General features: G+C 72.0%; 24 protein-coding genes. 8 read left to right on the top strand and 16 right to left on the bottom strand.

What is annotated here, in order from left to right:
- Window positions 1-97: 97 nt before the first annotated feature.
- Both AF335_RS06010 and AF335_RS06005 read left to right on the top strand, forming a co-directional pair.
- On the top strand, window positions 98-889 hold the full coding sequence (locus AF335_RS06010) for an ABC transporter ATP-binding protein (RefSeq protein ID WP_184743656.1): 792 nt from the start codon (window positions 98-100) through the stop codon (window positions 887-889).
- Between the two features lie 61 nt (window positions 890-950).
- Window positions 951-1,517 carry a TetR/AcrR family transcriptional regulator gene (locus AF335_RS06005; RefSeq protein ID WP_102917236.1) on the top strand — a complete coding sequence of 189 codons (567 nt, stop codon included), beginning with the start codon at window positions 951-953 and terminating at the stop codon, window positions 1,515-1,517.
- A gap of 15 nt (window positions 1,518-1,532) precedes the next feature.
- Here the strand turns inward: AF335_RS06005 and AF335_RS06000 are convergent, their stop codons facing one another.
- Both AF335_RS06000 and AF335_RS05995 read right to left on the bottom strand, forming a co-directional pair.
- Window positions 1,533-2,231: a hypothetical protein gene (locus tag AF335_RS06000; RefSeq protein ID WP_102917235.1), complete on the bottom strand. Its 699-nt coding sequence runs from the start codon at window positions 2,229-2,231 to the stop codon at window positions 1,533-1,535.
- On the bottom strand, window positions 2,183-2,830 hold the full coding sequence (locus tag AF335_RS05995) for an RNA polymerase sigma factor (RefSeq protein WP_146045444.1): 648 nt from the start codon (window positions 2,828-2,830) through the stop codon (window positions 2,183-2,185). Before AF335_RS05995 ends, AF335_RS06000 begins: the two co-directional genes overlap by 49 nt.
- A gap of 233 nt (window positions 2,831-3,063) precedes the next feature.
- Here AF335_RS05995 and AF335_RS05990 point away from each other — a divergent pair, with 233 nt between their 5' ends.
- On the top strand, window positions 3,064-3,888 hold the full coding sequence (locus AF335_RS05990) for an SAM-dependent methyltransferase (RefSeq protein WP_102917233.1): 825 nt from the start codon (window positions 3,064-3,066) through the stop codon (window positions 3,886-3,888).
- Between the two features lie 60 nt (window positions 3,889-3,948).
- On the opposite strand, the gene AF335_RS05985 is transcribed toward AF335_RS05990, so the two are convergent.
- The 14 genes from AF335_RS05985 to AF335_RS05920 all read right to left on the bottom strand — a co-directional run bounded on the left by AF335_RS05985 (window position 3,949) and on the right by AF335_RS05920 (window position 17,762).
- A complete protein-coding gene (locus AF335_RS05985; protein WP_244926935.1) occupies window positions 3,949-5,046 on the bottom strand; it encodes a hypothetical protein in 1,098 nt (365 codons plus the stop codon).
- Between the two features lie 223 nt (window positions 5,047-5,269).
- Complete coding sequence (locus AF335_RS05980) at window positions 5,270-5,656, bottom strand: GntR family transcriptional regulator (RefSeq protein ID WP_102917232.1); 387 nt, start codon at window positions 5,654-5,656, stop codon at window positions 5,270-5,272.
- Window positions 5,657-5,709: 53 nt separating this feature from the next.
- A complete protein-coding gene (locus tag AF335_RS05975) occupies window positions 5,710-6,693 on the bottom strand; it encodes an ABC transporter permease (protein ID WP_102917231.1) in 984 nt (327 codons plus the stop codon).
- Window positions 6,690-7,646: an ABC transporter ATP-binding protein gene (locus AF335_RS05970; protein WP_102917230.1), complete on the bottom strand. Its 957-nt coding sequence runs from the start codon at window positions 7,644-7,646 to the stop codon at window positions 6,690-6,692. The genes AF335_RS05975 and AF335_RS05970 overlap by 4 nt, the downstream gene beginning before the upstream one ends.
- A 161-nt stretch (window positions 7,647-7,807) precedes the next feature.
- Entirely contained in the window at window positions 7,808-9,214 is a 1,407-nt protein-coding gene (locus AF335_RS05965) for an MFS transporter (protein WP_102917229.1), read from the bottom strand.
- Between the two features lie 86 nt (window positions 9,215-9,300).
- Window positions 9,301-10,527 carry a cytochrome P450 gene (locus tag AF335_RS05960; protein WP_102917228.1) on the bottom strand — a complete coding sequence of 409 codons (1,227 nt, stop codon included), beginning with the start codon at window positions 10,525-10,527 and terminating at the stop codon, window positions 9,301-9,303.
- Between the two features lie 58 nt (window positions 10,528-10,585).
- Window positions 10,586-10,768 (bottom strand): rubredoxin, encoded by a 183-nt coding sequence (locus AF335_RS05955; protein ID WP_376697840.1) that lies wholly within the window; start codon window positions 10,766-10,768, stop codon window positions 10,586-10,588.
- Window positions 10,765-11,646 (bottom strand): alpha/beta fold hydrolase, encoded by an 882-nt coding sequence (locus AF335_RS05950; RefSeq protein WP_102917227.1) that lies wholly within the window; start codon window positions 11,644-11,646, stop codon window positions 10,765-10,767. The genes AF335_RS05955 and AF335_RS05950 overlap by 4 nt, the downstream gene beginning before the upstream one ends.
- The gene (locus AF335_RS05945) at window positions 11,646-12,746 is read right to left on the bottom strand and encodes a fatty acid desaturase (RefSeq protein WP_102917226.1); all 1,101 of its coding nucleotides are present in this window, start codon (window positions 12,744-12,746) and stop codon (window positions 11,646-11,648) included. The genes AF335_RS05950 and AF335_RS05945 overlap by 1 nt, the downstream gene beginning before the upstream one ends.
- A gap of 13 nt (window positions 12,747-12,759) precedes the next feature.
- Window positions 12,760-13,056, bottom strand: a complete 297-nt coding sequence (locus AF335_RS05940; RefSeq protein ID WP_102917225.1) for an acyl carrier protein — start codon at window positions 13,054-13,056, stop codon at window positions 12,760-12,762.
- Window positions 13,057-13,121: 65 nt separating this feature from the next.
- Window positions 13,122-14,069 carry an acyl-CoA desaturase gene (locus AF335_RS05935; protein WP_244926934.1) on the bottom strand — a complete coding sequence of 316 codons (948 nt, stop codon included), beginning with the start codon at window positions 14,067-14,069 and terminating at the stop codon, window positions 13,122-13,124.
- 16 nt (window positions 14,070-14,085) lie between these two features.
- Window positions 14,086-15,051, bottom strand: a complete 966-nt coding sequence (locus tag AF335_RS05930) for an acyl-CoA desaturase (RefSeq protein ID WP_102917223.1) — start codon at window positions 15,049-15,051, stop codon at window positions 14,086-14,088.
- A 12-nt stretch (window positions 15,052-15,063) separates the two neighbouring features.
- On the bottom strand, window positions 15,064-16,821 hold the full coding sequence (locus AF335_RS05925) for a fatty acyl-AMP ligase (RefSeq protein ID WP_221505520.1): 1,758 nt from the start codon (window positions 16,819-16,821) through the stop codon (window positions 15,064-15,066).
- Window positions 16,822-16,964: 143 nt separating this feature from the next.
- Window positions 16,965-17,762 (bottom strand): thioesterase family protein, encoded by a 798-nt coding sequence (locus AF335_RS05920; RefSeq protein WP_244926933.1) that lies wholly within the window; start codon window positions 17,760-17,762, stop codon window positions 16,965-16,967.
- 573 nt (window positions 17,763-18,335) lie between these two features.
- Here AF335_RS05920 and AF335_RS05915 point away from each other — a divergent pair.
- From AF335_RS05915 to AF335_RS05895, 5 genes are all read left to right on the top strand, one after another.
- Window positions 18,336-19,328, top strand: coding sequence for a beta-ketoacyl-ACP synthase III (locus AF335_RS05915; protein ID WP_184743653.1), 993 nt, complete (start codon window positions 18,336-18,338; stop codon window positions 19,326-19,328).
- Between the two features lie 183 nt (window positions 19,329-19,511).
- Window positions 19,512-20,252 carry a 2OG-Fe dioxygenase family protein gene (locus tag AF335_RS05910; RefSeq protein WP_170127606.1) on the top strand — a complete coding sequence of 247 codons (741 nt, stop codon included), beginning with the start codon at window positions 19,512-19,514 and terminating at the stop codon, window positions 20,250-20,252.
- Window positions 20,253-20,569: 317 nt separating this feature from the next.
- Window positions 20,570-21,448 carry a MetQ/NlpA family ABC transporter substrate-binding protein gene (locus AF335_RS05905; protein ID WP_102917220.1) on the top strand — a complete coding sequence of 293 codons (879 nt, stop codon included), beginning with the start codon at window positions 20,570-20,572 and terminating at the stop codon, window positions 21,446-21,448.
- Window positions 21,449-21,453: 5 nt separating this feature from the next.
- Window positions 21,454-22,476 carry a methionine ABC transporter ATP-binding protein gene (locus AF335_RS05900; protein ID WP_102917219.1) on the top strand — a complete coding sequence of 341 codons (1,023 nt, stop codon included), beginning with the start codon at window positions 21,454-21,456 and terminating at the stop codon, window positions 22,474-22,476.
- Window positions 22,473-23,135 (top strand): methionine ABC transporter permease, encoded by a 663-nt coding sequence (locus tag AF335_RS05895; RefSeq protein ID WP_102917218.1) that lies wholly within the window; start codon window positions 22,473-22,475, stop codon window positions 23,133-23,135. Before AF335_RS05900 ends, AF335_RS05895 begins: the two co-directional genes overlap by 4 nt.
- Window positions 23,136-23,140: the final 5 nt, after the last annotated feature.

Here is a 23,140-nt window from a genome sequence, read left to right as displayed (position 1 = left end):
CACTGACCTGCGACAGCCATTAGGTTAGCCTTACCTTAAAGCCCTCAGGCAAGAGGGTCCACATCGAACCGGCGATCTTCTGGAAAGGCCCCCGCCCGTGGAGCTCCGCGTAGAACAGCTCGTCGCCGGCTACCCCGGCCACCGCGCCGTGGCCGGCGTCGACCTCACCATCCCCTCGGGGCAGGTCGTCGCGATCGTCGGACCCAACGGCTGCGGCAAGTCCACCCTGCTGCGCTCCGTCGCCCGTCTCCACCAGCCCGAGTCCGGCCGGGTCCACGCGGGCGACGCCGACATCTGGCAGCTGAAGCAGCGCCAGGCCGCCCACCGCATCGCCCTCCTCCCCCAGTCCCCGCTCGCCCCCGAGGCGGTCACCGTCGCCGGGCTCGTGCGCTACGGCCGCCACCCGCACCAGGGCCTCTTCCGGCAGTGGTCGCGCGAGGACGAGCGGGCCGTCGAGGAGGCCCTGCGGGCCACGGGGGTCACCGCCCTCGCCGACCGCCGCCTGGAGCAGCTCTCCGGCGGCCAGCGGCAGCGCTGCTGGCTGGCGATGGTCCTCGCCCAGGAGACCCCGATCGTCCTCCTCGACGAGCCGACCAGCGCCCTGGACATCGGCCACGCCGTGGAAGTCCTCGACCTCGTACGCCAGGTGGCCGTCGCGGGCCGTACGGTCGTGATGGTCCTGCACGACCTGGCCAGCGCCGCGCGCTACGCGGACACGGTGGTCGCCATGAAGGACGGCCGGATCGTCGCCCAGGGCGCGCCGCGCGACGTCGTCGACACGGCTCTGGTGCGCGAGCTGTACGGCATCGAGGCCGACATCCTCCAGGCACCGGACGACGGGTCACCGGTCGTGGTCCCGTCGGCGCGGCGCCCGGTGGCGGTGGGCTGATCCCGGCCGGGGCAGGGCGGGCAGCGGAAAGCCCTCCTGTACCCACAGGTACAGTGCCGACGTGAACACATCGGACCGCCTGATCGAAAGCACCCGCGCCCTCCTCTGGGAACGCGGCTACGTAGGCACCAGCCCCAAGGCCATCCAGCAGCGCGCCGGCGCCGGCCAAGGCAGCATGTACCACCACTTCACCGGCAAGCCGGACCTCGCCCTCGCCGCGATCCGGCGGACCGCCGAGGAGATGCGGGCCAAGGCCGAGGAGCAGTTCGCCGGACCGGGCACGGCCCTGGAGCGGGTCTCGGCCTACCTCCTGCGCGAGCGGGACGTGCTCAAGGGCTGCCCGATCGGCGGGCTCGCCCAGGACCCGGACGTCGTGGCCGACCCCGCGCTGCGCCGGCCCGTCGAGGAGACCTTCGACTGGCTGCGCGGCCGGCTCGCGGAGGTGCTCGCCGAGGGCCGTGAGCGCGGCGAGCTGAGCGCCTCCCTCGACCCCGCCGGGACGGCGTCGGCCGTGGTCGCCGTGCTCCAGGGCGGATACGTCCTCGCCCGCGCGGCGGGTTCGGCCGAGCCGTACGACCGGGCGGTCAAGGGCGTGCTGGGGCTGCTCGCGGCGCAGGCCACGCTGTAGCGGCGGGCCCCTGGCTCACCTTTCGCGGGAGAGCCGTGCCACGAGACCGGGGTCGGGCTGCGGCACCTCGCCGAAGTCCTCGTCGTCGCCCGCGACGACGAGGCGGTTGACGACGCTTTCGAGCGCGGCGGGCAGATGCGGCGTGAGGCCGCTGTGCCACTGGACGAGGAGGGCGTGCCGGGCGGCGTCCGGCAGCAGCCCCGCACGGCCGGTGACCGGCCCGGCCGGCCGCGGCTCCCGCTCCTCCTCCGGATCGTGGGCGGCCTCCGCGCGCCAGAAGGCGGCGTCGCGGAACTCGCCGTTGCGGCGGTGCGAGAGGTGGAGGCAGTAGGCGGCGGTGCGGCTGCCGCCGCCCGCCCCGAACCGCCACCAGAACTCGGCCGCGCCGGTGTGCCCGACGACGTGGAGCAGACAGGCGAAGACGAGCGCGCCTTCGGGGTCGATGGCCCGGCCGTTCTCCAGGAGCCCGAGGCTGGTGGCGGCCTCGGCGGCGCCGATGACGAGTGCGCAGGCGAGGTCGAGCTCCTGGGCGGCCTCGTCCCGGGCGGTGGGGCGGCCGGCGCGGACCGGTTCGTTCCGCCCGTCGGCGGGCCGCCCGCGGCGGCGGACCGCCGGGATCCGGCGGCGGTTCTCGAACTCCCCCGCGATGATGCGGGCGTCCGCGGTCAGGATGGCTTCGACGGCATCACCGTCGGTGTCATTGCTGTGCGGCATGGGTTCCCCCTGACGGAATTCTGCGCCTCCAGCACCGAGGCGAGCCTGCGTTTCGCGTGGCCGATGTGGGAGCGCACGGACGCCTCCTCGGCTCCGAGGAGCTCCGCGACCTGGCGCACGCCGTAGCCGATCAAGCAGGTGAGGACGAGGGCGTCGGACTGCCGCTCGGGCAGCCGGGCCAGGGCCGCGTAGAGCCCGATCCGCTGCTCCAGCCGGGCGAAGCGGCGCGCGCACTCCCCGGCCGGCGAGAGGCGGTCCCCGGCCGGTGGCAGGCGGTCCCCGCCGCCCGCGCCGTGGAACGCCGCCGTCGCCAGCGCGGTGCCCCGGCCGCGGTCCGTCAGCCAGCGGTCGACCCGCTCCTTCAGCAGCGACCAGGCGTAGGAGTCGGCGGACCGCCGGCGCAGGACGTGCGGCCAGCGCGCGGCCAGCAGGGCGAAGGTCTCCTCGGAGATCCTCGCCGCGGCCTCCCGGTCGCCGGTGTGCACATAGGCGTAGACCCGCCACTTGCTCGCGTGCAGTTCACGGAAGGCGGCGTAGGTGATCGCCATCCGGCGGCCGTCCGCGCCGGACGGCGGCGGCCGCTCCGAGTCTCCACTCACAGATCCCTCGATCCGTACGAAGCCGCGCGGTGTGGGCGGATGTGCCGGTATGCGCTCGGCATCCAATGAACCGGAAAATTGATCCGGTCATGCGGCAACACATCAAAAATTTTAGCTCTCCGCATCCAACTGGTTACTCGTATGCGCTCATTGAAGTGGGTACGTATGACGACCCGACAATCCGCGGCAGCCGGTCCGGCCGGTGGGCCGCCCGTGCCGGGGAGGCGCACAGGATGAGCGACGGCGGGCGGGGAACGGCGGTCGACCTCCGGCTCGACCGGGCCCATCCGGCCCGGATCTACGACTTCCTGCTCGGTGGCCGTACGCACTTCGCCGCCGACCGGGAGGCCGCCCGCCGGATGCTCGCGGTCTTCCCCCAGGCCGCCGCGGCGGCCCGGATCAACCGCGCCTTCACCCACCGGGCGGCCCGTCATCTGGCCCGCGCGGGCATGCGCCAGTTCCTCGACATCGGCGCCGGCCTCCCGACCTCGCCCAACCTCCACGAGACCGTCCAGGCGATCCGGCCCGACGCCCGCGTCGTCTACGCCGACAACGACCCCGTCGTACTCGCCCACGCCGCCGCCCTGCTGCGCGGCCGGCCCGAGGGGCGTACGGCATACGTCCAGGCCGACGTCACCGATCCGGCCGCCGTCCTCGGCGCGCCACGGCTGCGGGAGACCCTCGACCTCGGCAGACCGGTGGCCCTGACCCTCATCGCACTGCTGCACTTCGTCCCCGGCGACGGGCGCGGCGGCGCCCACGCGGCCGTCGAGGAGCTCAAGGCCGCGATGCCCAGTGGCAGTACGCTCACGGCGACGCACGCCACCCGCGAGTTCGCCCCGGCGGCCATGTCCGCGGTCGGCGAGGTCTGCCGGCGGGCGGGGACGCCCTTCCGGCTGCGCACGGAGGCCGAGTTCCGCCGGTTCTTCGACGGCTGGGAACTGCTGGAGCCGGGCGTCACCCTCACCCACCGCTGGCGCCCCGACCGGCCCGGGGACGCCCTGCGCGCCACGGCCGCGGAGTCCGCCTGCTACGCCGCGACGGCGCGCAAGCCGTAGCCCCGGCCGGGCCCGCGTTCCCCTCCCCCGCATCCGGGACCTCCGTAACCGCATACCGCGCTAGATGGCGTAGTGCCAGGCCGTGAGCATGTACGCCCCGTACCAGCAGCCGAAGAGGGTGGCGGCGGTCAGGGAGACGACCACCGTGCGGTCGGCGGCCCGGGCGAGCGCGCGGGCGGCGGGCAGCAGGAAGAGGAGGGCGGGGACCAGCAGCCGCAGCTTGGAGTGGGAGTAGTTGCTCTGCGCGAGGGTCAGTACGACGATGCCGGTGCCGTACACGAGCAGCGGCGGCCAGGTGCCGCGGTGCCAGGTGAGGAAGGTGGCGCAGAGGAGGCCGAGGAGGAGGACGGCGGTGCTCACGGCCACCCAGCCCTCGCCCCGCCGGAGCGTCTCGCCGAGGAAGTCCAGGAAGGCGGCGCCGTTGTCCCAGTGGGTGCCCCAGCCGGCCTCCTGGACACGGAACCACGCGCCCGGCTCGCCGAGCCGCCACCCCACCCACCACAGGTAGAGGGGGGTGCCCGCGCAGCCGAGGGCGACGGCCGTGACCGGGCGCCAGGTGACGCGGCGCTCACGGAGGAGGTGCAGTCCGGCGGCGACGGCCAGGGCGGCGACGGTGGCCGCGGCGGCGGGCCGGGTCAGGCCGGTGAGCAGGGCGAGGGCGCCCGCGGTGAGCCAGGCGTGGCGGTGCGCGGCGAGGAGCGTTCCGGCGGCCAGCGCCAGGAAGAGGGCCTCGCTGTAGGACATCAGGAAGGCCAGGGCCATCGGCTGCGCCCCGGCCAGCAGGACGAGGGTGACGGTCGCGGTCCGGCGCCCGTACAGCCCGTCGACGAGGCGGTGCACGAGGACGAGCGCGGCGATCAGCGAGAGGTGGGCGGCGACGATGCCGGAGGTCCCGTGGTCGAGGCGGGTGACGGTGTGGACCACCCGGATCAGCGTCGGGAACAGCGGGAAGAAGGCCAGGTTGTTGCCGGTGAGCCGGCCGTCCTCGCCGTAGCTGAAGGAGTCCGGGTAGCCGTGCTCCGCGATGTCGACGTAGAGGCCGCCGTCCCAGGCCAGCAGCTTCTCGCGGAGGCCGGGGCCGTCCGGTCCGCTCATGACGGAGAGCAGGAGCAGATGGAGCGCGGCGGTGCCGGCGTAGACGGCGAACGCGGGCCGCACCTGGGCGAAGATACGTTTCGCCGGAGAGCTGGGCTCCGGCTTCCTCCACGACGGCCGGGCGCGGGTCCCCGTCGCGGAGGAGCCGGGTATCAGATCCGGTTTCACCGTTCTCATAACGTTTTTCATGCCGTTTCTTCGGATGGTGGCCGGGGTGCCCGGGTGGTCCGGGCCGGGCGTGACGGCGCGGGACGGGCTTCGGCAGGGCGCGGGCCGGGGCCCCGGGTCAGGCGGTGGGATAGTGCTCGGCGCGGGCCGCCGTGACCAGGGCGGAGACGTCCGCCCAGTCGAGCCCCGCCGCGCGCGCCCGGCCCATCCAGTCCGACAGCTCCCCGCGGAACGGGGAGTCCCCGAGCGGCCGGGCCTGCGCCGGGACGGCGCTGACGAACGTCCCCACGCCGGGGCGGGGTTCGACGAGCCCCAGGTGTTCGAGCTCCCGGTACGCCTTGAGCGTGGTGTTGGGGTTGAGCTTGGTGTCCCGGGCGACGCGCGCCGCGGTCGGCAGCTGGTCGCCCACGGCGAGGATGCCCAGCCGCAGGGCCTCCTGCACCTGTTGGACGATCTGCAGATAGGCGGCCATACCGCTGTGCCGGTCGATCCTGAACGCGACCATGTGCCGGCCCCCTCAATCCATCCGTGTGCGCGTCGACCCGATGACGGCACGGCTCACAGGGGACGCCTGCGGGCCCACCACACGGTGAGGGTGAGAATCGCGGCGGCCAGGGCCAGCAGGATCGCGGCGCCCGTCCATTGCATGGCGTTCATCTGGTCGTATCCGAAGTATTCCAGGCGGTGGGCGACGATCCCCTCGTTCGCCCGGCAGCCCTCGGGCGTGCGCTCGTTGAAGCAGGTGCCGAAGCCGTGCAGTCCGCCGTGCGCGTCGACGGTCCACTCGTCGTGGCGCACCGCGCCCTCCGGCAGCGGGGGCGGGCCCGCCTCCACCGGGGAGGTGAGGACCCGGGCGGTGCCGAGCCGGTGCCGGACGGTGTCCCAGAGGATGTCCGCCGCGTAGGCGAAGCCGAAGGTCAGCACCATGGCGGTCACCGTGCGGCGGACGAACATGCCGAGGGCCGCGCCCACGGCGAAGTGGAGCAGCGCCATCGCCGGCAGCATGGGGCCGGTGTTGTCGAAGACACTGGCGGCGTCCCACTGACCGCTGTTGACGTAGCGGTGCGCGGGCTCCCACCACCAGGTGAAGACGGCGGAGAGGGCGACCGAGCAGACGAGGGTGACCAGTGCCGCGAGGCCGAGCTTGGTGAGGATCCAGCGGCCGCGCGTCATCGACTGGGTGGTGACCAGCTTCACGGTGCCGCGTTCGCGGTCGCCGGAGATCAGCGGGGCGCCGAGGAAGACTCCGGCGACGACGGGCGCCATCGACAGCGTCCAGGTGGCGCTCTGGAAGGCGGAGTTCTGCGAGCCCTGGAACAGCTGGAGGAGGTCGACGGCCGTGCCGTCGGCCCCGCGCGCGAGGAGGTCCCGGGTCGCGCCGCGCTGCCACAGCATGTTCACGCAGGAGGCGGCGGCGAGCAGGAGGCAGGCGACGAAGGCGGTGCGGTGCTGGCGCCAGACCAGCCAGGCCATGCCGCGCATGACGCGGGGCGGCCGCTTGCCGGCCTCGGGGTGCGCCGCCTGCCGTACGGTCGTGCTCATGCGGCCACCTCCGGGGTGCCGTGCTCGTCGTAGCCGTCGGGCCGGGCTCCGGCCGTGATCAGCGGGGGTGCTCCGGGCGACCTCAGACAGCCGAGGAGCACCTCTTCGAGGGTGGGTTCGCTGATCCTCCAGTCGCCCTCCACCGGGCCGTCCGGGCGGATCAGCCCGGTGAACTGGCGGCCCACGACGCGCGATTCGACGACGGTGTGCCGGGCGAGCTCCGGGGGGACGCCGTCCACCAGGCGGGCCCCGGTCACCAGGCTGTGGGCGGACAGCAGCGCGTCGACCTCGCCGGCGAGCCGGAGCCGGCCGTCGGCGAGGGCCAGCAGGTAGTCGCACATGGTGGACACGTCGGACAGCTGGTGCGAGGACATGACGACGGTCGTGCCCTGCTCGGCGGCCTCGGACATCAGCAGCCCGGCGATCTCATGGGCGGCGAGCGGGTCCAGCTCGGCCATGGGTTCGTCCAGGAGCAGCAGGTCGGGGCGCTTGCCGAAGGCCAGGGCGAGCGCGACCCGGGAGCGCTGGCCGCCGGAGAGGGCCGCCGTCCGCGCGTGGAGGGGCACCTTTCCGGAGCGTACGATCCGCGTCGCGACCGCGCGGTCCCACCGGGGGTTGAGCTCCTCGCCCAGCCGGAGGTGGTCCTCGACAGTGAAGCGCGGGAACAGCGGCTTGTCCTGTGCCAGGAAGGCGCACCGCGCCAGCACACCGGCCTCGGCCACGGGCGTCCCGAACAGCCGGAGGCTCCCGCCGGAGGGCCGGGTGACGCGGGCGGCCAGGTTCAGCAGGGTGCTCTTGCCCGCGCCGTTCGACCCCACGAGTCCACACACGGCGCCGGCCGGCACCCGGAACGAGCAGTCACGGAGGGCCCAGCGCCGCCGGTAGCGCTTGCCGAGCCCGTGTGCCTCTATCGCCCAGCGGCTTCCGCCGCCGTCCGGAGGTATCCCCACCATCGACCACCTTGCTAATTAACTAGTCAGCTAGTGGAATGAGCATTGTCGATCACCCGGCCCTGTGTCAATACACGCGAAAACGCCGGACGGCCGCTCGCGTTCGGGGCGCGGCGGCCGTCCGGCCGGGGGTGGGAGAGTGGTATCGGGTGCCGGGGGGATCGTCAGGCGGCGGCCTTCTTCGCGGCCCGGGGTATGAAGAGACAGGCCGGCGCCGAGAGCCCGGACGCGGCGAGGGTGAACTCCCAGCCGTGGTCGAAGGCCGTGACGGCGTCGCCGGCGCCGGGGGTGCCGAGGAAGGCGACCAGCAGGGCCACCCCGAGGACGGAGCCGACCTGGCGGGCCATGGTGACCACGGCCGAGCCGGTGGAGAAGCTCTGCGGCGGGAGGGCGGTCACGGCGGCGCCGACGAGGGTCGGTACGACCAGGCCCACCCCGACGCCGGTGAGGAGCATGCCGGGGAGGAAGCCGGCGACGTAGTCGTGCGCGGTGTCCAGGCGGAGTATCCACCAGCCGATGCCCACGCAGAAGAGCACGGAGCCGATCGCGGAGACCGCGCCCGAGCCGATCCTGCGGATGAGCGGGCCGACGCCCATGGCGAAGGCGGGGACCATCACCGGGCCGGGCGCGATGGCGAGGCCGGTGCGCAGCGGTGACCAGTGCCAGACCTGCTGGCACCAGAGCACCGCGGAGAGCAGCATCGCCCCGAAGGCCACCGCGAACAGGAGGTTGGCGAAGGTCGCCGGGCCGACGGGCCGGATCCTCAGCAGGTCCAGCGGCAGGATCGGGGACGGGTGGCGGGCGGAGCTGACGACGAAGCAGCCGAGCAGGACGGCGCCGGCCGCCAGCGAGCCGAGGACCCCGCCGGAGGCCCAGCCCCAGTCGCCGCTCTTGACCAGGCCGAGGGCGACGACGGCGATGCCGAGGGTGAGCAGCACGGCGCCGGCGAGGTCCAGCCGGTCGGCGGTCGGGCGGGACGGGGTGCGCGGCAGCACCCGGGCGCCGACGACGAGGGCGAAGACGCCGATGGGCAGGTTGATCAGGAAGACCCAGCGCCAGTCGAGCTGGGTGAGCAGGCCGCCGATGACGGGGCCGAGCGCCGCGGCCAGTCCGCTGATGGCGGTCCAGGCGCGCACCGAGGCGACCCGCTTCTCGGGTGGGGCGGCGGCGAGCAGGAGCCCCAGGGAGGACGGGATCAGCATCGCCGCCCCGACGGCCTGGACCACCCGGGCGGCGACCAGGACCCATACCCCCGGCGCCACCGCGCAGGCGGCGGAGGCGAGGGTGAAGACGGCCGTGCCCAGCAGGTACGCCTGCCGCGGGCTGGTCCGGTCGGCGAGGCTGCCGGCCGGGACGAGCAGCGCGGCGAAGATCACGGCGTAGGCGTTGAGGATCCACGACAGCGAGGCCAGCGACGACCCGGAGAACCGTGCGCCGATGTCGGGCAGGGCGACGTTGACGATGAACATGTCGAGGTTGGACATCGCCACGCCGGCCACCACCACGGCGAACACCGGGCCGAACCGGGGCTTGGTGACGCTGCCCGCCTCACCGGCGGCGGTCTGAGTCATCGCTCTCCTCATTAGTGAGTTGGTTTTTCCAACTCACGCGAGCATACCGCGCCCTCGCGGACGGCCCCCGGCTTCATGAAGAGGCGTCAGCCACACTTCACCGGCAGCCGGTCGAAGCCCCGCTGCACCAGCTGGTCGCGGAAGCCGGGCTCCCCCGCCGGCCCGATCCCCGGGAGCCGGCGCAGCAGCCTCGGCAGCGCGGTCTCCGCCTGCATCCGGGCCAGCGCCGCGCCGAGGCAGAAGTGCGCGCCGCCGCTGAACGTCAGCGCGTGGTTGCCCGTGCGGTACGGGTCGAACCGCAGCGGGTCGGGGAACCGGCGCGGGTCGCGGTTGCCGGCCGCGATGAGGAGGGTGACCTTCGTCCCCGCCGTGAGCGGTACGCCGCAGAACTCCATGTCGGTCGCGGCCATCCTGTTGAGCGCCTGGGCGGCGGGGTCGAAGCGCAGGGTCTCCTCGATGTAACCGGGGGCCAGCCCGGGGTTCTCGCGGAGCCCGTCGGCGTGCTCGGGGTGGTCGAGGGCCAGCCGCAGCGCGTTGCCGATGAGGTCCATGGGGGCCTCGGTCCCGGCGACCAGGAGCAGCATAAAGTTGGCGATCAGCTCTTCCTCGCTGAGCTCGCCGCTCTCGTCCCGGGCCCGGGTCAGCTCGCTGACCAGGTCGTCGCGCGGTGCGGCCCGGCGGGCGGCGACCAGTTCGGTGAAGTAGGCGGCCATCCGGTCCATGCCGCCGTCGCCCCGGTCGAGCTGGGCGAGGTCGCGGATCGGCTCCAGGGCGGTGGTGATGTCCCCGACGGGGCCCCGGAACGCCGCCTGGTCCTCCTCCGGGATGCCCAGCAGCGCACCCATCACGGCCATCGGCACCCGGAAGGCGAACTCCGCCATGAAGTCCACCGGGGCGCCGTCCGCGCCGAGCCCGGCCAGCCGCTCGACCAGTCCGTCGATCAGGCCCTCGGCCACGGGCCGCATCCCGGCGATCCGCCGCGGGGTGAAGGCGCCGCTGAAGAACCGCCGGTAGCGCTCATGGTCCGGGGAGTTGCTGAACAGCATGTTCCGGGCCAGCCAGACCCAGGAGGAGTGCTCGCGCCAGCCCGGCATCATCCTGTCCTGCACGGCCCCGTCGGTGGACAGCAGCCCGGGCTCGCGCAGCGCGCGGAAGCACTCGGCGTGGCCGGTGACGACCAGCTGGTCCGGACCGAGCCGCAGCAGCGGACCGTACGCGCGGAGCGCCTCGTAGAGGGGGTACGGGTCGCGCTTGCCCTCCGGGGTCATCAGCGCCGTCATCGCGGCGCCGGGGTCCGTCACCGGTGTGCTCATCTGCTCTCCTCCTCGAACGTTCCCGGCGGGTGCCGGCGGGCGGTGCGGATCTCCGGGGCTACAGCGGTGCCATCACGAAGTCGGCCTTGGTGGTGCCGCAGTCCGGGCACTCCCAGGTGTCGGGGATCTGCTCCCAGGGGGTGCCCGGGGCGATGCCCTCCTCGGGGAGTCCGAGGGCCTCGTAGTAGACCCATCCGCACACCAGGCACATCCATGCCCTCTTGCCCATGTCCTCGCTCACGCGATGGTCTCTCCAGTTCTGGATCCGTGTTCGGCGACGAACGCGGAGACGGCGCTCTTCACTTCGGGCGACATGAGGATCCCCATGTGGCCCCGTCCGGTGGCCCTTTCGAGCCGGACGTCCGGCAGGCCGGCCGCGATGACCTCGGCCTCGTGGAACGGCACGACCGGGTCGTCGGGGTCGTGGATCGCCAGCACCGGGCACGGGAGCCCGCGGCCGAGGCCGACGACGTCCCAGTGGCTGACGGGCACCCCGTTGCGGCGGTGCAGTTCTCGGTAGATGCGGTCGAGGACCGGGCGGGCGAGCCGCAGCTCGTGCTCCGCCCAGGTGTCCAGGACGGCGTTCAGGGTGCAGGTGGGCGCGACGAGGGCGAGGCAGTCGACGCGCGGGTCCGGTCGCAGGGCCAGGGCGGCCACGGCGGCGATCGAGCCCAGCGAGTGCGCGACGATCACCCGCGCCCCGCCGAGCGAGTCCAGCGCCGCCCGGGTGGCCGCCGTGTACTGCGTCATCGTCGCCCGCTTGCCCTCGGACACCCCGTGGGCCGGGGCGTCGAACGCGGCCACGCGGTAGCCGAGTTCGCGCAGCGGGGCGATGAGGGAGTACATGCTGGAGCTGTCCGCGCCCCAGCCGTGCACGAGCAGCGCGGTCGGCGCGGGCGCGCCGTCCGGGCCCTCGTCCTCGCCCCACAGATAGCCGCCGCGCACATCGGGGTTGCCCTCGATGGCGAACCGGCGGGCGCCGAGCGGCAGGACGTTGTCGGGGCGGACACCCAGCTTGCGGGTGCGGGAGAACACGTCGGTCGCCCAGCGGCCGCCGATGCCCGGTGCGAGGGCGCCGACCGCCGCGTGGGCGAACCGTCGGAGGGAGAGTGGTGTCATCACGAGGTCTTCACGGGCACCGGCTCGGCCTCCGCCGGTGCGATGCGGGTACGGGAGAAGTCGGTGTAGTAGCCCGACTCGGTGTCGTAGAAGTGCAGCCGCCGGACGATCCGGGCGAGCTGGCCGATCCTGACCTTCTCCTCGCGGACCATGCCCGGGTACGCCGCCTTCAGGGCCGCCTGGGCCTTGCGGAGGTTGTAGTAGGGCACGACCGGGGCCACATGGTGCGCGGTGTGGATGGAGATGTTGTGGGTGAGGAACAGCAGCCACTTGGGGTAGACGTAGTCGGTCGTCACCAGCAGCCGGCTCGCGTTGCGCGTCCAGTGCTCGTTGGTCAGGTACGGCACGTCGCTGGAGCTGTGGTGCATCAGCGTCGTCGCGCTGAACCACGCGTGGGTGGCGAGCCAGGGCGCGACGAAGTAGATCAGGAAGCCGGTGAAGCCGGTGAACCAGATCAGCGGCGTGAAGTACAGCGCGCACACGGCCAGCACGAAGAGCATCGACCGGCGGACGTCGCGGCGCGCCTCGCGCTTGGGGAAATAGCTCGGCCGGAAGCCGGACTCCCGCCAGTAGTTGATGGTGCCGCCCCAGAACGCCCAGGTGCGCGTCCCGTGGTAGATGACCTTCTCGTGGAAGGGCATCCGGTCGTAGAGCGCCGCCGGGACGGGACGCCAGTCGGTGTCCAGCTCCAGGTTGTTGGTGTGGCTGTGGTGCAGGTTGTGGACGTGCCGCCAGGCGTGGAAGGGGTAGATCAGGGGCAGCAGCGACACATGGCCGACGGCGAAGTTGAACTTGCGCGACCGGGAGAAGGAGCCGTGCCCGCAGTCGTGGGCGATGCAGTGCAGTCCCCAGCCGCCGAGGCCGGCGACGATCCACAGCGGGATCCACAGCAGCCAGTGCGGTGCGTAGGCGACGCCGACGGTCGCCCCGATGTAGAGCGCCCAGCTGACGGCGAAGCCGAGGATGCCGCGGGCCACCCGGGGCTCGAAGTAGTCCCGGGGGATGGCCGCCTGAAGGCGTTCCCCCTCGATCTTCTCCGACTTCCGGAGGAATTCCTTGAAGTTCTCGTCGGGTGCCGACGGAAAGTTGTAAGCGGCCATCGTGGCGATCCCTTCAGCCGGTCCGGCCGGACAGTCTGAGCTCTTGCGCGAGGTAGCGGCTCAGGTCGTCGATGGTCTGGTGCTCGTAGAGCAGGCCGGGCGAGAGCCTGCGCTCGACGACCTTCTCCAGGGAGCCCGAGACCTGGACGGCGACGCGGGAGTCGAGCCCGTACGCCTCGAAGGACTTGGTGGTGTCGATCTCGGCGGGCGACACCTCGATCCGCTGTGCCAGGTGGTCGACCAGCCACTGCCGGAGGGAGTCCTCCGTGAGCGGGCCGGTCAGCTGCGTTTCCTTCTTGCGTCCGAACATGGGTGGTGTGGCTCCTGCCGGGAGGTGGTGCGGGAACTGGGTGGGGTGGAGGGGAGCGGGGCCGCTCAGGCGGCCTTTTTCATCGCCCGTTTCCTGGCGATGGTCGCCTGGTCGGGTTCGCGCAGCTCCCATACGACGCCCGCCTTGCCGAGGCCGAAGAGCAGCCAGCCGCTCAGGTCCGGCTCCCACCAGGTGACGCCGTGGCGGTACGAGCCCGGGAAGGCGTGGTGGTTGTTCTGCAGGCCCTCGCCGAAGGTGAAGGCGGCCACGGGCCAGTTGTTGGCGCTGCGGTCGTCGTTGTTGAAGGGGCGGCTGCCGATGGCGTGGCAGACCGAACCGACGCACCAGGCGGCCTGGTTGGCCACGAAGATACGGGCGAATCCGCCGAAGACCAGCGCGGTGAGGGCGGACATCGGGGTATGGCCGACGGCGAAGCCGATCACGGTGGGGATCAGCAGGCCGGTGAGCACCCAGGCGGGGTAGGTGCGGTGGTACCACATCAGCCGGCGGTCGCGCAGGACGTCGGGGGCGAAGACGGTCCACTTCGAGGTCTCGTCGCTCAGCATCCAGGGCATGTGCGCGTACCACAGCCCCCGCAGGCGGGCCCGGAGGCTCCGGCCGTGCAGGTTCGGGGAGTGCGGGTCGCCGTCGCGGTCGCTGAAGCGGTGATGCCGGCGGTGGGTCGTGACCCAGAACATCAGCGGGCCCTGGGCACCCATGGATCCGGTGATCATCATGATGCCCTCGAACACACGCGAGGTCTTGAACGCCTTGTGCGAGAGGTAGCGGTGGAAGCCGATGGTGATGCCGCCCATGTGGACGAAATACATCACGACGAACAGGACCAGGTCCGTGGTGGTGAAGTTGCCGGTCCACAGGAACCAGACCGCCGCGAGGGTGCCGATCAGCGGCAGCGTCATGGTGGTCAGCGCGGAGAATCTCTTGATGCGGCGGCTGGCAGGGTCGAGCTTGACGATTGCCGCCGCCAGCGGATCAGCTGTTGCCGAGGACACGAGGGCCACTCCTTTTCTACTCTGACCGTGCGCGTTTGGGGTAGCGGACATGGGAGACCAGGCCGAGCACGTCCAGCAGCCGGATGACGCCCCCGGCGATGTCGATCTGCCAGAAGGTGTGCCGGTTGTGCGCCAGGGCCGGCTTGGCGTGGTGGTTGTTGTGCCAGGAGCCGCCGACCGAGAACGGTGCGAGGGCGGCCACGTTGCGGCTGTCGTCACGGGTCCGGTGCGGGCGGTTGCCCAGCGTGTGGCCGATCGAGTTGACGCTCCACGTCACATGGTCGAGCAGGAAGATCCGGGCCAGACCGCCCCAGAGGAGGCCGCCGGCCGCGCCGCGGGCGCTGCCGCCGGTGAGCGCCCAGCCCAGCAGCGCGGGCAGCGCCAGACCGGCCAGGACCCAGCCGAAGTAGTACTGGTTGATCTTCATCACCAGCCGGTTGCGCATCAGGTCCGGGACGTACTTGCTCCAGTTCTGCCGGCGGACCGTGAACAGCCAGCCCACGTGGCCGTGCCAGAAGCCGCGTACCCGGGGGAAGCGCCGGCCGTCCTCGAGCGGGCGGGGCGAGTGGGGGTCGCCGTCGCGGTCGGTGAAGGCGTGGTGCTGGCGGTGGGTGGCCACCCAGAAGACGATCGGGCCCTGCGCCGCCATGCTCCCGGCGATCCCCCAGAAGGCGGTGACGCCGGGCCTGGCCGTGAAGGACAGGTGGGAGAAGAAGCGGTGGAAGCCGCCCTCCACCCCCAGCGAGGTCACCAGGTACATGCCGGCGAGCAGCCCGATGTCGACGGCGCTGATGCCGTAGTGGAAGGCGAAGACCACGGCTCCGGCGAAGCCGAGGGTGGGCACGCCGACGGTGACGTAGGCGAGTCTTCGCGCCGAGGCGTCGGTGTCACCGGCCGGGGCACCGGCGGGGCCCGCGGCACCGGCCGGCCGGGGGGAGCTCCCGGGGGTGGTCCCGGGTGAACTCTCGGAAGAGACGGTCATGGTGGACTCCCGTCACCGCGCGGACAGCGGCTTGTCGTCGGTGGCCAGGGCCAGCTTCTTGAGCGTCCCCTGGGCGTATGCCTTCCGTGTCGCGTCCCGGCGGACCTTGCCGCTGGTGGTCATGGGGATCGCGCCGACCGGCCCGAAGTGCACGTCGGCCGGCCGGACCCCGTGGTCGGCGGTCACCGCCGCGATCACCGCGTCGAGGACCGCGCCGCCCTCGGCGGCCAGCTGACGTGCGGTGCCGCGGTACTCCGCGACGACCACCAGTTCCTCGCCGGCCTCACCGGGGCGGGAGAAGACCGCGGAGCCGCGCAGTCTGTCGTGGGACTCGCGCACGGAGTGCTCGATGTCCTGCGGATAGAGATTGCGGCCGGCGATGACCACGAGGTCCTTGAGGCGCCCGGTGATGTAGAGCTCGTCATCGAGCAGGAAGCCCAGGTCTCCCGTGCGCAGATACGTTTGTTCACTTCCCGAAGACGGCCGGGCGCCGTCCGCGAGGCGGGCGGCGAAGGTCTCGGCGGTGAGCTCGGGCCGGCCGAGGTAGCCCGCGGCGACGTTGGGGCCGCGGACCCAGACCTCGCCGACCCGCCCGGCACCGGCCGGACGCCGGGACTCCGGGTCGACGATCAGCACCTCGTGGCCGGCGGCGACGGCGCCGCAGCTGACGATCCGCGCCGTCGCGGCCGCGCCGAGGGGATCGGCGTCGCGGACGGAACCCCGCTCCAGGGCCTCCTTGTCCAGGAGCCGGGTGCGGACCTCGGTGCCCGAGCGCTTGCCCGAGACGTAGAGCGTCGCCTCGGCCAGCCCATAGCAGGGGATGAGGGACGTCTCGGTGTAGCCGCGCGGGCCGAATCGCTCCTGGAACCGGTCCAGGGTGGCCCGGGAGACGGGCTCCGAGCCGCAGAAGACCTGCCGCAGCAGGCGGAGGTCGAGCGTCTCCAGCTCCTCGTCGGTGACGCTCGACGTACAGAGGTCGAACGCGAAGTTCGGGCCGACCGAAATCGTCACCTTGTGGTCGGTGAGCGCCTTGAGCCAGCGGTACGGCTGCTGTACGAAGTGCGCCGGCGACAGCAGCACCAGGGGCCAGCCACCGTGCACCGCGAGCAACAGGGTGCCCATGAGCCCCATGTCGTGGTACGGCGGGAGCCAGGTGCAGCCGACCCGGTCCGGCTCGTAGCCCATGTTCTCCTCAAGCGTGACGCAATTGCTGACGAGGTTTTCATGGGTGAGCACAATGCCCTTGGGGTTCCCGGTCGAGCCCGAGGTGTACTGCAGCAGCGCCGGACCGGCGAGCCTCGGGGGCTCCGGATCGGGTGCGGCCGCGCCCCGGAAATACGCGTCGTCGACGAATATCCACTGCGGGCGGGACACGGATTCCGGTAGTTCGGCCTCGAATTGACCGACGCGGCTCTCCAGCCGGGTGTCGGCGATGATCACATCGGGTGCGCAGTCCTCGACGATCGAAGCGAAGCGCGCCACGGCGCGCTTGCCGGTCGGCGGGAAGGAGGGCACCGCGGTGGCCCCGGCCCGGAATATCCCGAAGAGCGCGGCGACGTAGTGCACCCCGGGGTCGAGGGCCAGGACGACGCGGCGGCCCGTGAGCTCCCGGCCCAGCAGATCCGCGGCGATACGGCCGGCGTGCTCGGCGAGGTCCTGGTACGTCCAGTCGACCAGCTCGTCGCCGGTCCCGTCGGGGAGGAAGCGGAAGGCCAGCCTCGGCGGCTGGGCCGCCCGGTGTTCCAGGATCTCCGGCAATGATGCGGGCAATGACGTACGAGCCCACCCCGCTAAGCGGTCCACAGCGCCCCCGTTTGCTTCGGCCCGTTCACTTCGGCCTCGTGACTGAGACCCGTCATTGCGCCAATGGCGGGTCCTGAATTCTTTTTTCGTGCCGTGCGCGGTAAAGCCGGTCAGTCCGTCCGCACGACGCGGAGCTGCTGGGCGGAACCCAGGTGGGTGCCGTCCGGCCCCCAGGCGTCGATCTGCTCGTCCACCCAGCCGTCGGCACTGGCCGCCCGGGTCCGCGCGCGCAGCAGCATCCACGGCGAATCCGCCCGGGCGAGATTTCCGCCGGGCCGTACGGTGAGTTCCACGGTGGGCACCAAGGCTAGGGTCGAGAGCACCGCCGCGTACGAAGGCGCCAGCGAATCCATCAGAAAGACGAAGCGCAGCACATCCGGCGGCTCCTCGTCCTCCACCAGCCTTATCCATGCGATGAGTTCGGGTTCCGCACCCCCCGCATAGGGACGGCTGGGGCCGACCGGGCGAATCTCCATGTACGTGGAAATCGCCACGAACTCGGGTGGAATGGTGAAGATTTCACAGTCTTCCGGAGGCGGCGCCACCGGTGCGACCGGGGCAAACGTCCGCCAGGACGCCGGCTTCAGCGACCCGAAGACCGCCTGGCCGTCGACATGAATTCCTTTGGCCGTCGTCGCGCGTGCGCCGACCGCCGAGATGGTGCGACCCGATCGAACGACCGAGGTCTCCACCCGGAAGTCGCCGCCGATCGGCCGGTGGAATCGGGCGGTTGTGCTCACCAGCGGAATGTCCGGTACCGATCCCTGCATCGCGGAGGTCATCAGCGCGAGGGTGAGGCCGCCGTGCAAGCCTCCGAAGCCCTGCAGATGGGCTCCCGCGGCGATATCGCCGGAGACCGGTCGGCGCAGTAGTTCCGCAGGTGAGAGCGGTGTTGCAAGAGAGGTCACGACTCCTCCGAACCGGCAACCGGAACAACGCCGTCAGCGAAAAGGGCGGACCCCTCGCGGTGCTGGAACCCGATCGTCGACAACAGGCCAGTCTTTACGAGGAGTTGGATCACACGAGTGACCGTAGAAGGGCCGCGCCATACCAAGCAAGCAATATTTTTTGTGACCCGCATCACGCTTGTTCGAATCCTCGGAGAGGCGTGACGTTCAACACTCGGCATCCGGATGCCGGTGGGTTGCGGACTCCAACCCACCCCGGCGATAGTTCCCGCGGGTGAGTTCACGTTTCCGGCTTGGGGGGGCCTGTATGCGCGGCACGGTGATCGCCACCGGAGTTCTCGCCCGGATCGGAAGCCGTCCGGCGCCCGAGTGTCCCGCCCGTCGGGACCGGGTTTCCGCACACCTTCGGGATCAAGGCCGGAGCGCCTTTCCCGGACCCGTCCGCCGGCCGGCGCGGACCGGCTGTCACTGATCGCGCCCGCGCCCCGCCTCCGTCGACCGCGCCAGGACCGGTGCCCCTTCGACGGCCGTGCGACAACCGGCATCCAGAACGGACCGAGGGTTGGTATTGCCATGCAGATACAGCGAACCACCGCACAGGACGCGGGAATTCTGGGTATAGGTGCCTACCGGCCGCACCGCGTCGTCACCAATGAGGAAGTGGCTTCCCGCACCGGCCGTACGGCGGAGTGGATACAGCGGCGCACCGGAATCATGGAACGCCGCTATGCCGCCGCGGACGAGACGGTCGTGGACATGGCCGTGGAGGCGGCGCGGAAGGCCGTCGCCGACGCCGGTGTGGAGCCCGGCCTGATCGGCGCGGTCGTGCTGGCCTCGATGTCGGGGCTGCGGCAGAGCCCCGGTGACGCGACGGAGATCGCCGACCGGCTCGGCACCCGTGGCGCGGCCTTCGACCTCAACGCCGCCTGCGCGGGCTTCTGCTACGGCCTGGCGCTGGCCGGCTCGATGGTCCGGGACGGCGCGGCGCGCTATGTCGTGGTGATCGGCTCGGACAAGATGACGGACATCGTCGACCCGGAGGACCCCTCGGCGGCCATCCTGTTCGCCGACGGCGCCGGCGCCATGGTCGTGGGACCGCGCGAGGAGTGCGGCATCGGGCCGGTGGTCTGGGGCTCCGACGGCGGCCGCCGCGAGCTCATCGCCCACTCGGCCAGCTGGCTCGCGTACCGGGACGAGCCCGGGACGGTGTGGCCGACCATGCGCATGGCCGGGCCGGAGGTGTTCCGCTGGGCCATCGAGGAGATGCCCAAGGTCGCCCTGGCCGCGCTCGACGCGGCCGGAACAAGACCCTCCGATCTCGCCGCCTTCGTACCGCACCAGGCCAATCTGCGGATGATCGAGACCGTGGCGCAGCGCATGGAGCTGCCCGAACACGTCGTCGTGGCCCGGGACGTGGTGCACACGGGCAACACCTCGGCCGCCTCCGTACCGCTCGCCGTCGCCCGGCTGCGCGAGTCGGGGGCCGTGACCAGTGGCGATCTGGCGTTGTTCCTGGGATTCGGCGCGGGTCTCACCTGGGGGGCGCAAGTTGTACGTCTTCCGTGACGGATGGGGCGCCTGAGGCGGTCGGCCGGCCGGTTCCTCAGGTCCACCGCGCACTTTCAGGCCAGTCCGCCCGGCTCTCGCCTTACTGTCGGACGAGGGGCCTCCTCGCCCCCGACCCGACGCCGCCCGCGCGGGCCCGCACCGGGCCGGCGCCCCCGGCCCGTACGAAGGCGAGGACATCTGATGACCTCAAGTCCACTGCGCGCGCGGGAGCTGCCCGACGCGCTTCCGGCGATACCCGGTGCCGTGTCCCGGCCGCCCTTCGTCCACTTCGGCCCCGGCCCGCTGGCGGACGCGCTGGCGGGGGTCCCCGAGGCTGAGGTGACGGAGTTCCTCGGCTCCTGGGACGATCTGCCCGGTGACGCCCACCTGGGTACGGAGAAGCCCTACCGCTTCCGCCGGTACGGGAAGTTCCGCCTCCGGTCGCGGGGGCTGGCGCCACTCCCCCACGCCCCCTTCTTCCAGGACGCGTCGGTGAACCGGGTGAACGGCGGCGTCGCGCGGCTGTTCGCCCCGCTGCACCCGTCCGTGGCGGCGGGCGAGCCGCTGCGCCGCGTCGTCCTCGCGCTCCTGGACCGGCTGCCCGGCCCGCGCGCGGGCATCGACACCTGCGGCGTGCACCAGATCCGCGTCGTCGCGACGGTCAACGCCGAGGGCCATCCCGCGCCGGAGGGCGTCCACCGGGACGGGCACTGCTACGTGGCCCAGGTGCTGATCCGCCGCCAGGACGTGCGGGGCGCGGAGTCCTGTCTCTACGACCCGGAGCGGCGCCCCGTGCACCGGGCCGTGCTCACCGCGCCGCTGGAGACGATCATCCTCGACGACCGCCGGGTCCTGCACGGTGTCTCCCCGGTCCGGCCGGCGTCCGGCGCCGCGACCGGCGTCCGGGACATGCTGCTGGTCGACTTCCTCGGCGGCTCCTGAGGAGGCGCCGAGGACGGGCGGCGGGCTCGGCGCAAGACCCGGTCGAGGACGCGACCACGCGCGCCGAGCAGCCGGCCGACGACACAGCCGAAACCCGGCCGAGGACGCGGCCGGGGACACGGTCAGGGACACGGCCGGAGACACAGCCGTTCATAAGAACGCAGCAAATGCCTTCGTTTTATTGCGGAGGCATGAACCCTGCCTTCACTTGACAGGTATTTTCCGGTTTCGCTCATACGATCCCCGGAAAGACGCGGAGGCCGGCCCAGTGCCCCGCCACGTCCTCGCACCGTCCTGTCTCCTGGAATGAGCCACCGATGACACTCCCCCTCCCCCGCCGACGCGTCCTGGCGGCGACCACCGCCGCCGCCCTCGCCCTGCTGCTGTCGGCCTGCGGACTGTCGGACTCCGGCGGTGGGAACCAGGTGCGGATCGGGGTCAGCGGCGCGGACCAGGAGTGGGACGTGCTCGCCGAGGAGGCGAAGAAGGAGGGCCTCGACGTCAAGATCGTCACCTTTGACGACTACCAGCTGCCCAACAGGGCGCTCGCCGACGGCGACATCGAGCTCAACGCCTTCCAGCACCTCGCCTTCCTCAGCCAGTTCAACGCCCGGAACCACACCGACATCGTGCCGGTCACCTCCACCTCGGTGGCGCCGATGGGCCTGTACTCGCTCAAGCACAAGAAGGTCGACGACATCCCCGACGGGGCCCGCGTCGCGATCCCCAACGACCCGTCCAACCAGGGCCGGGCACTGCTGGTGCTGCAGGCGGCCAAGCTGATCGAGCTCAAGGGGAAGGCGGGCATCTACGGCACCCCCGAGGACATCACCGCCAACCCCAGGCATCTCAGGATCACCCCGGTGGACGCCCAGCAGACCCCGCGCAGCCTCAAGGACACCGCGGCCTCGGTGATCAACGCGGGCGTCGCCGAACTGGCCGGCTACAAGCTGGAGCAGGCCGTCTTCCACGACGAGCCGGAGAGCGCGGCCGCCCGGCCCTACGTCAACGTCATCGCCGCCAACCGCAAGGACAAGGACTCCGAGAACGTCCGGAAGGTCGTCGAGCTCTACCGGACGAAGAAGGTCCAGGAGGCCGTCGCCAAGTCCGCGCACGGGGCCCGCTACGTCCTGGACATCCCGCAGGCCGAGCTGGACCAGGAGCTCGGCCGGCTGACGAAGCAGGGCAAGGGCTGATCCCGGTGATCGAACTCCGTCACGTCACCAAGACCTTTCCCACCAGGGACGGCAACCGGAAATCCGAGTTCCGGGCGGTGGACGACGTCTCCCTGACCGTGGAGCGGGGCAGCGTCTTCGGCATCGTCGGCCACAGCGGCGCAGGCAAGAGCACCCTTCTGCGCGTCATCAACTACCTGGAGGAGCCCACCTCCGGCAGCGTCCTCGTCGACGGGCAGGACCTGGGCGCGCTCGGGGAACGGCGGCGGCGCGCGGTCCGGCGGTCCATAGGGATGGTCTTCCAGCAGTTCCACCTCTTCCGCTCCCGTACGGTCCTGGGCAATGTCGCCTACCCGCTCGGGCTCGCCGGGCACTCGCGCCGGGAGGCGCGCGAGCGGGCCGGCGAGGCACTGCGCTTCGTCGGTCTGGAGGGCCACGCGCGCCGCTACCCCGAACAGCTCTCCGGCGGCCAGCGCCAGCGCGTCGGCATCGCACGGGCGCTGGCCACCTCCCCGAAGGTGCTGCTGTGCGACGAGGCGACGTCCGCCCTCGACCCGCAGACCACCGGCGAGGTGCTGGACCTGCTCGAACGGGTGAACGCCGAGCTCGGCGTCACGATCGTCCTGATCACCCATGAGATGGACGTGGTGCGCCGTATCTGCGACCGGGTGGCCGTCATGGCCGACGGCCGGGTGGTGGAGAGCGGCGGCGTCTACGACGTCTTCGCCCGGCCGAAGCACATCGTCACCTCGTCGTTCGTGCGCTCCGCGCTCCACGACGTGCCGGAGGGCGCGGCCCTGGAGCGGCTGCGCGCCCGGCACGGCGGGCGGCTGGTCACCGTGCCCGTCACCAGGGACGGCGCGGACGGGCCCGATCTGTCCCGGCTGCTGCGCCGGTACGGGCTGGACTTCGCGATCGCGCACGCCGGCGTCGGTGAGGTGCAGCACCTCCCGCTGGGCAGCGTGACCCTCGAACTCCGGGGTCCGGACGACGCGATCGACGCGTTCCTCACCGAGCTGGCCGGTGCCGGAGAGGTGGCCGTGGCATGAGCGTCGACTGGAACGAGTTCTGGGTCAAGGTCGTCGACGCCACCGGCGAGACTGTGTACATGGTGCTGATCACGCTGGCGCTCTCCGCGGTGCTGGGCATGGCCGTGGGCCTGGCCCTCTACGCCACCCGCAAGGGCGGCGTGCTCCCCAACCGCGTGGTGTACGCGGTGCTCAACGCGCTGATCAACGTCATCCGGCCGGTGCCCTTCATCATCGCGATCGTCGCACTGTCCCCGGTGACCCGGGGCGTGGTGGGCACGATGATCGGCACCGAGGCGGCGATCTTCCCCATGGTGGTGGTGGCGACCTTCGGCGTCGCCCGGATCGTGGAGACCAACCTCCTCGCCGTGGACACCGGGGTCGTCGAGGCCGCCCGGTCCATGGGGGCGAGCCCCCTGCGCATCGTGCTGACCGTGCTGGTCCCGGAGGCCCTCGGGCCGCTGGTCCTGGGCTTCACCTTCATGCTCGTCGCCCTGATCGACTTCTCGGCGGTGGCCGGGACCGTGGGCGGCGGCGGGGTGGGCAACCTCGCGATGACGTACGGCTATCTGCGCTTCGACACCTCGGTGATGGTGGTGACCGTGGCGGTGCTGATCGTCCTCGTGCAGATCGCCCAGCTGCTGGGCAACCTGCTGGCCCGCAAGATCCTGCGCCGGTGACGGCG

Origin of the sequence: Streptomyces eurocidicus (assembly GCF_002891295.1) — a bacterium.
In the GTDB taxonomy this organism is placed as follows: Bacteria; Actinomycetota; Actinomycetes; order Streptomycetales; family Streptomycetaceae; genus Streptomyces; species Streptomyces eurocidicus.
This window is presented reverse-complemented; position numbering and strand designations above follow the sequence as displayed.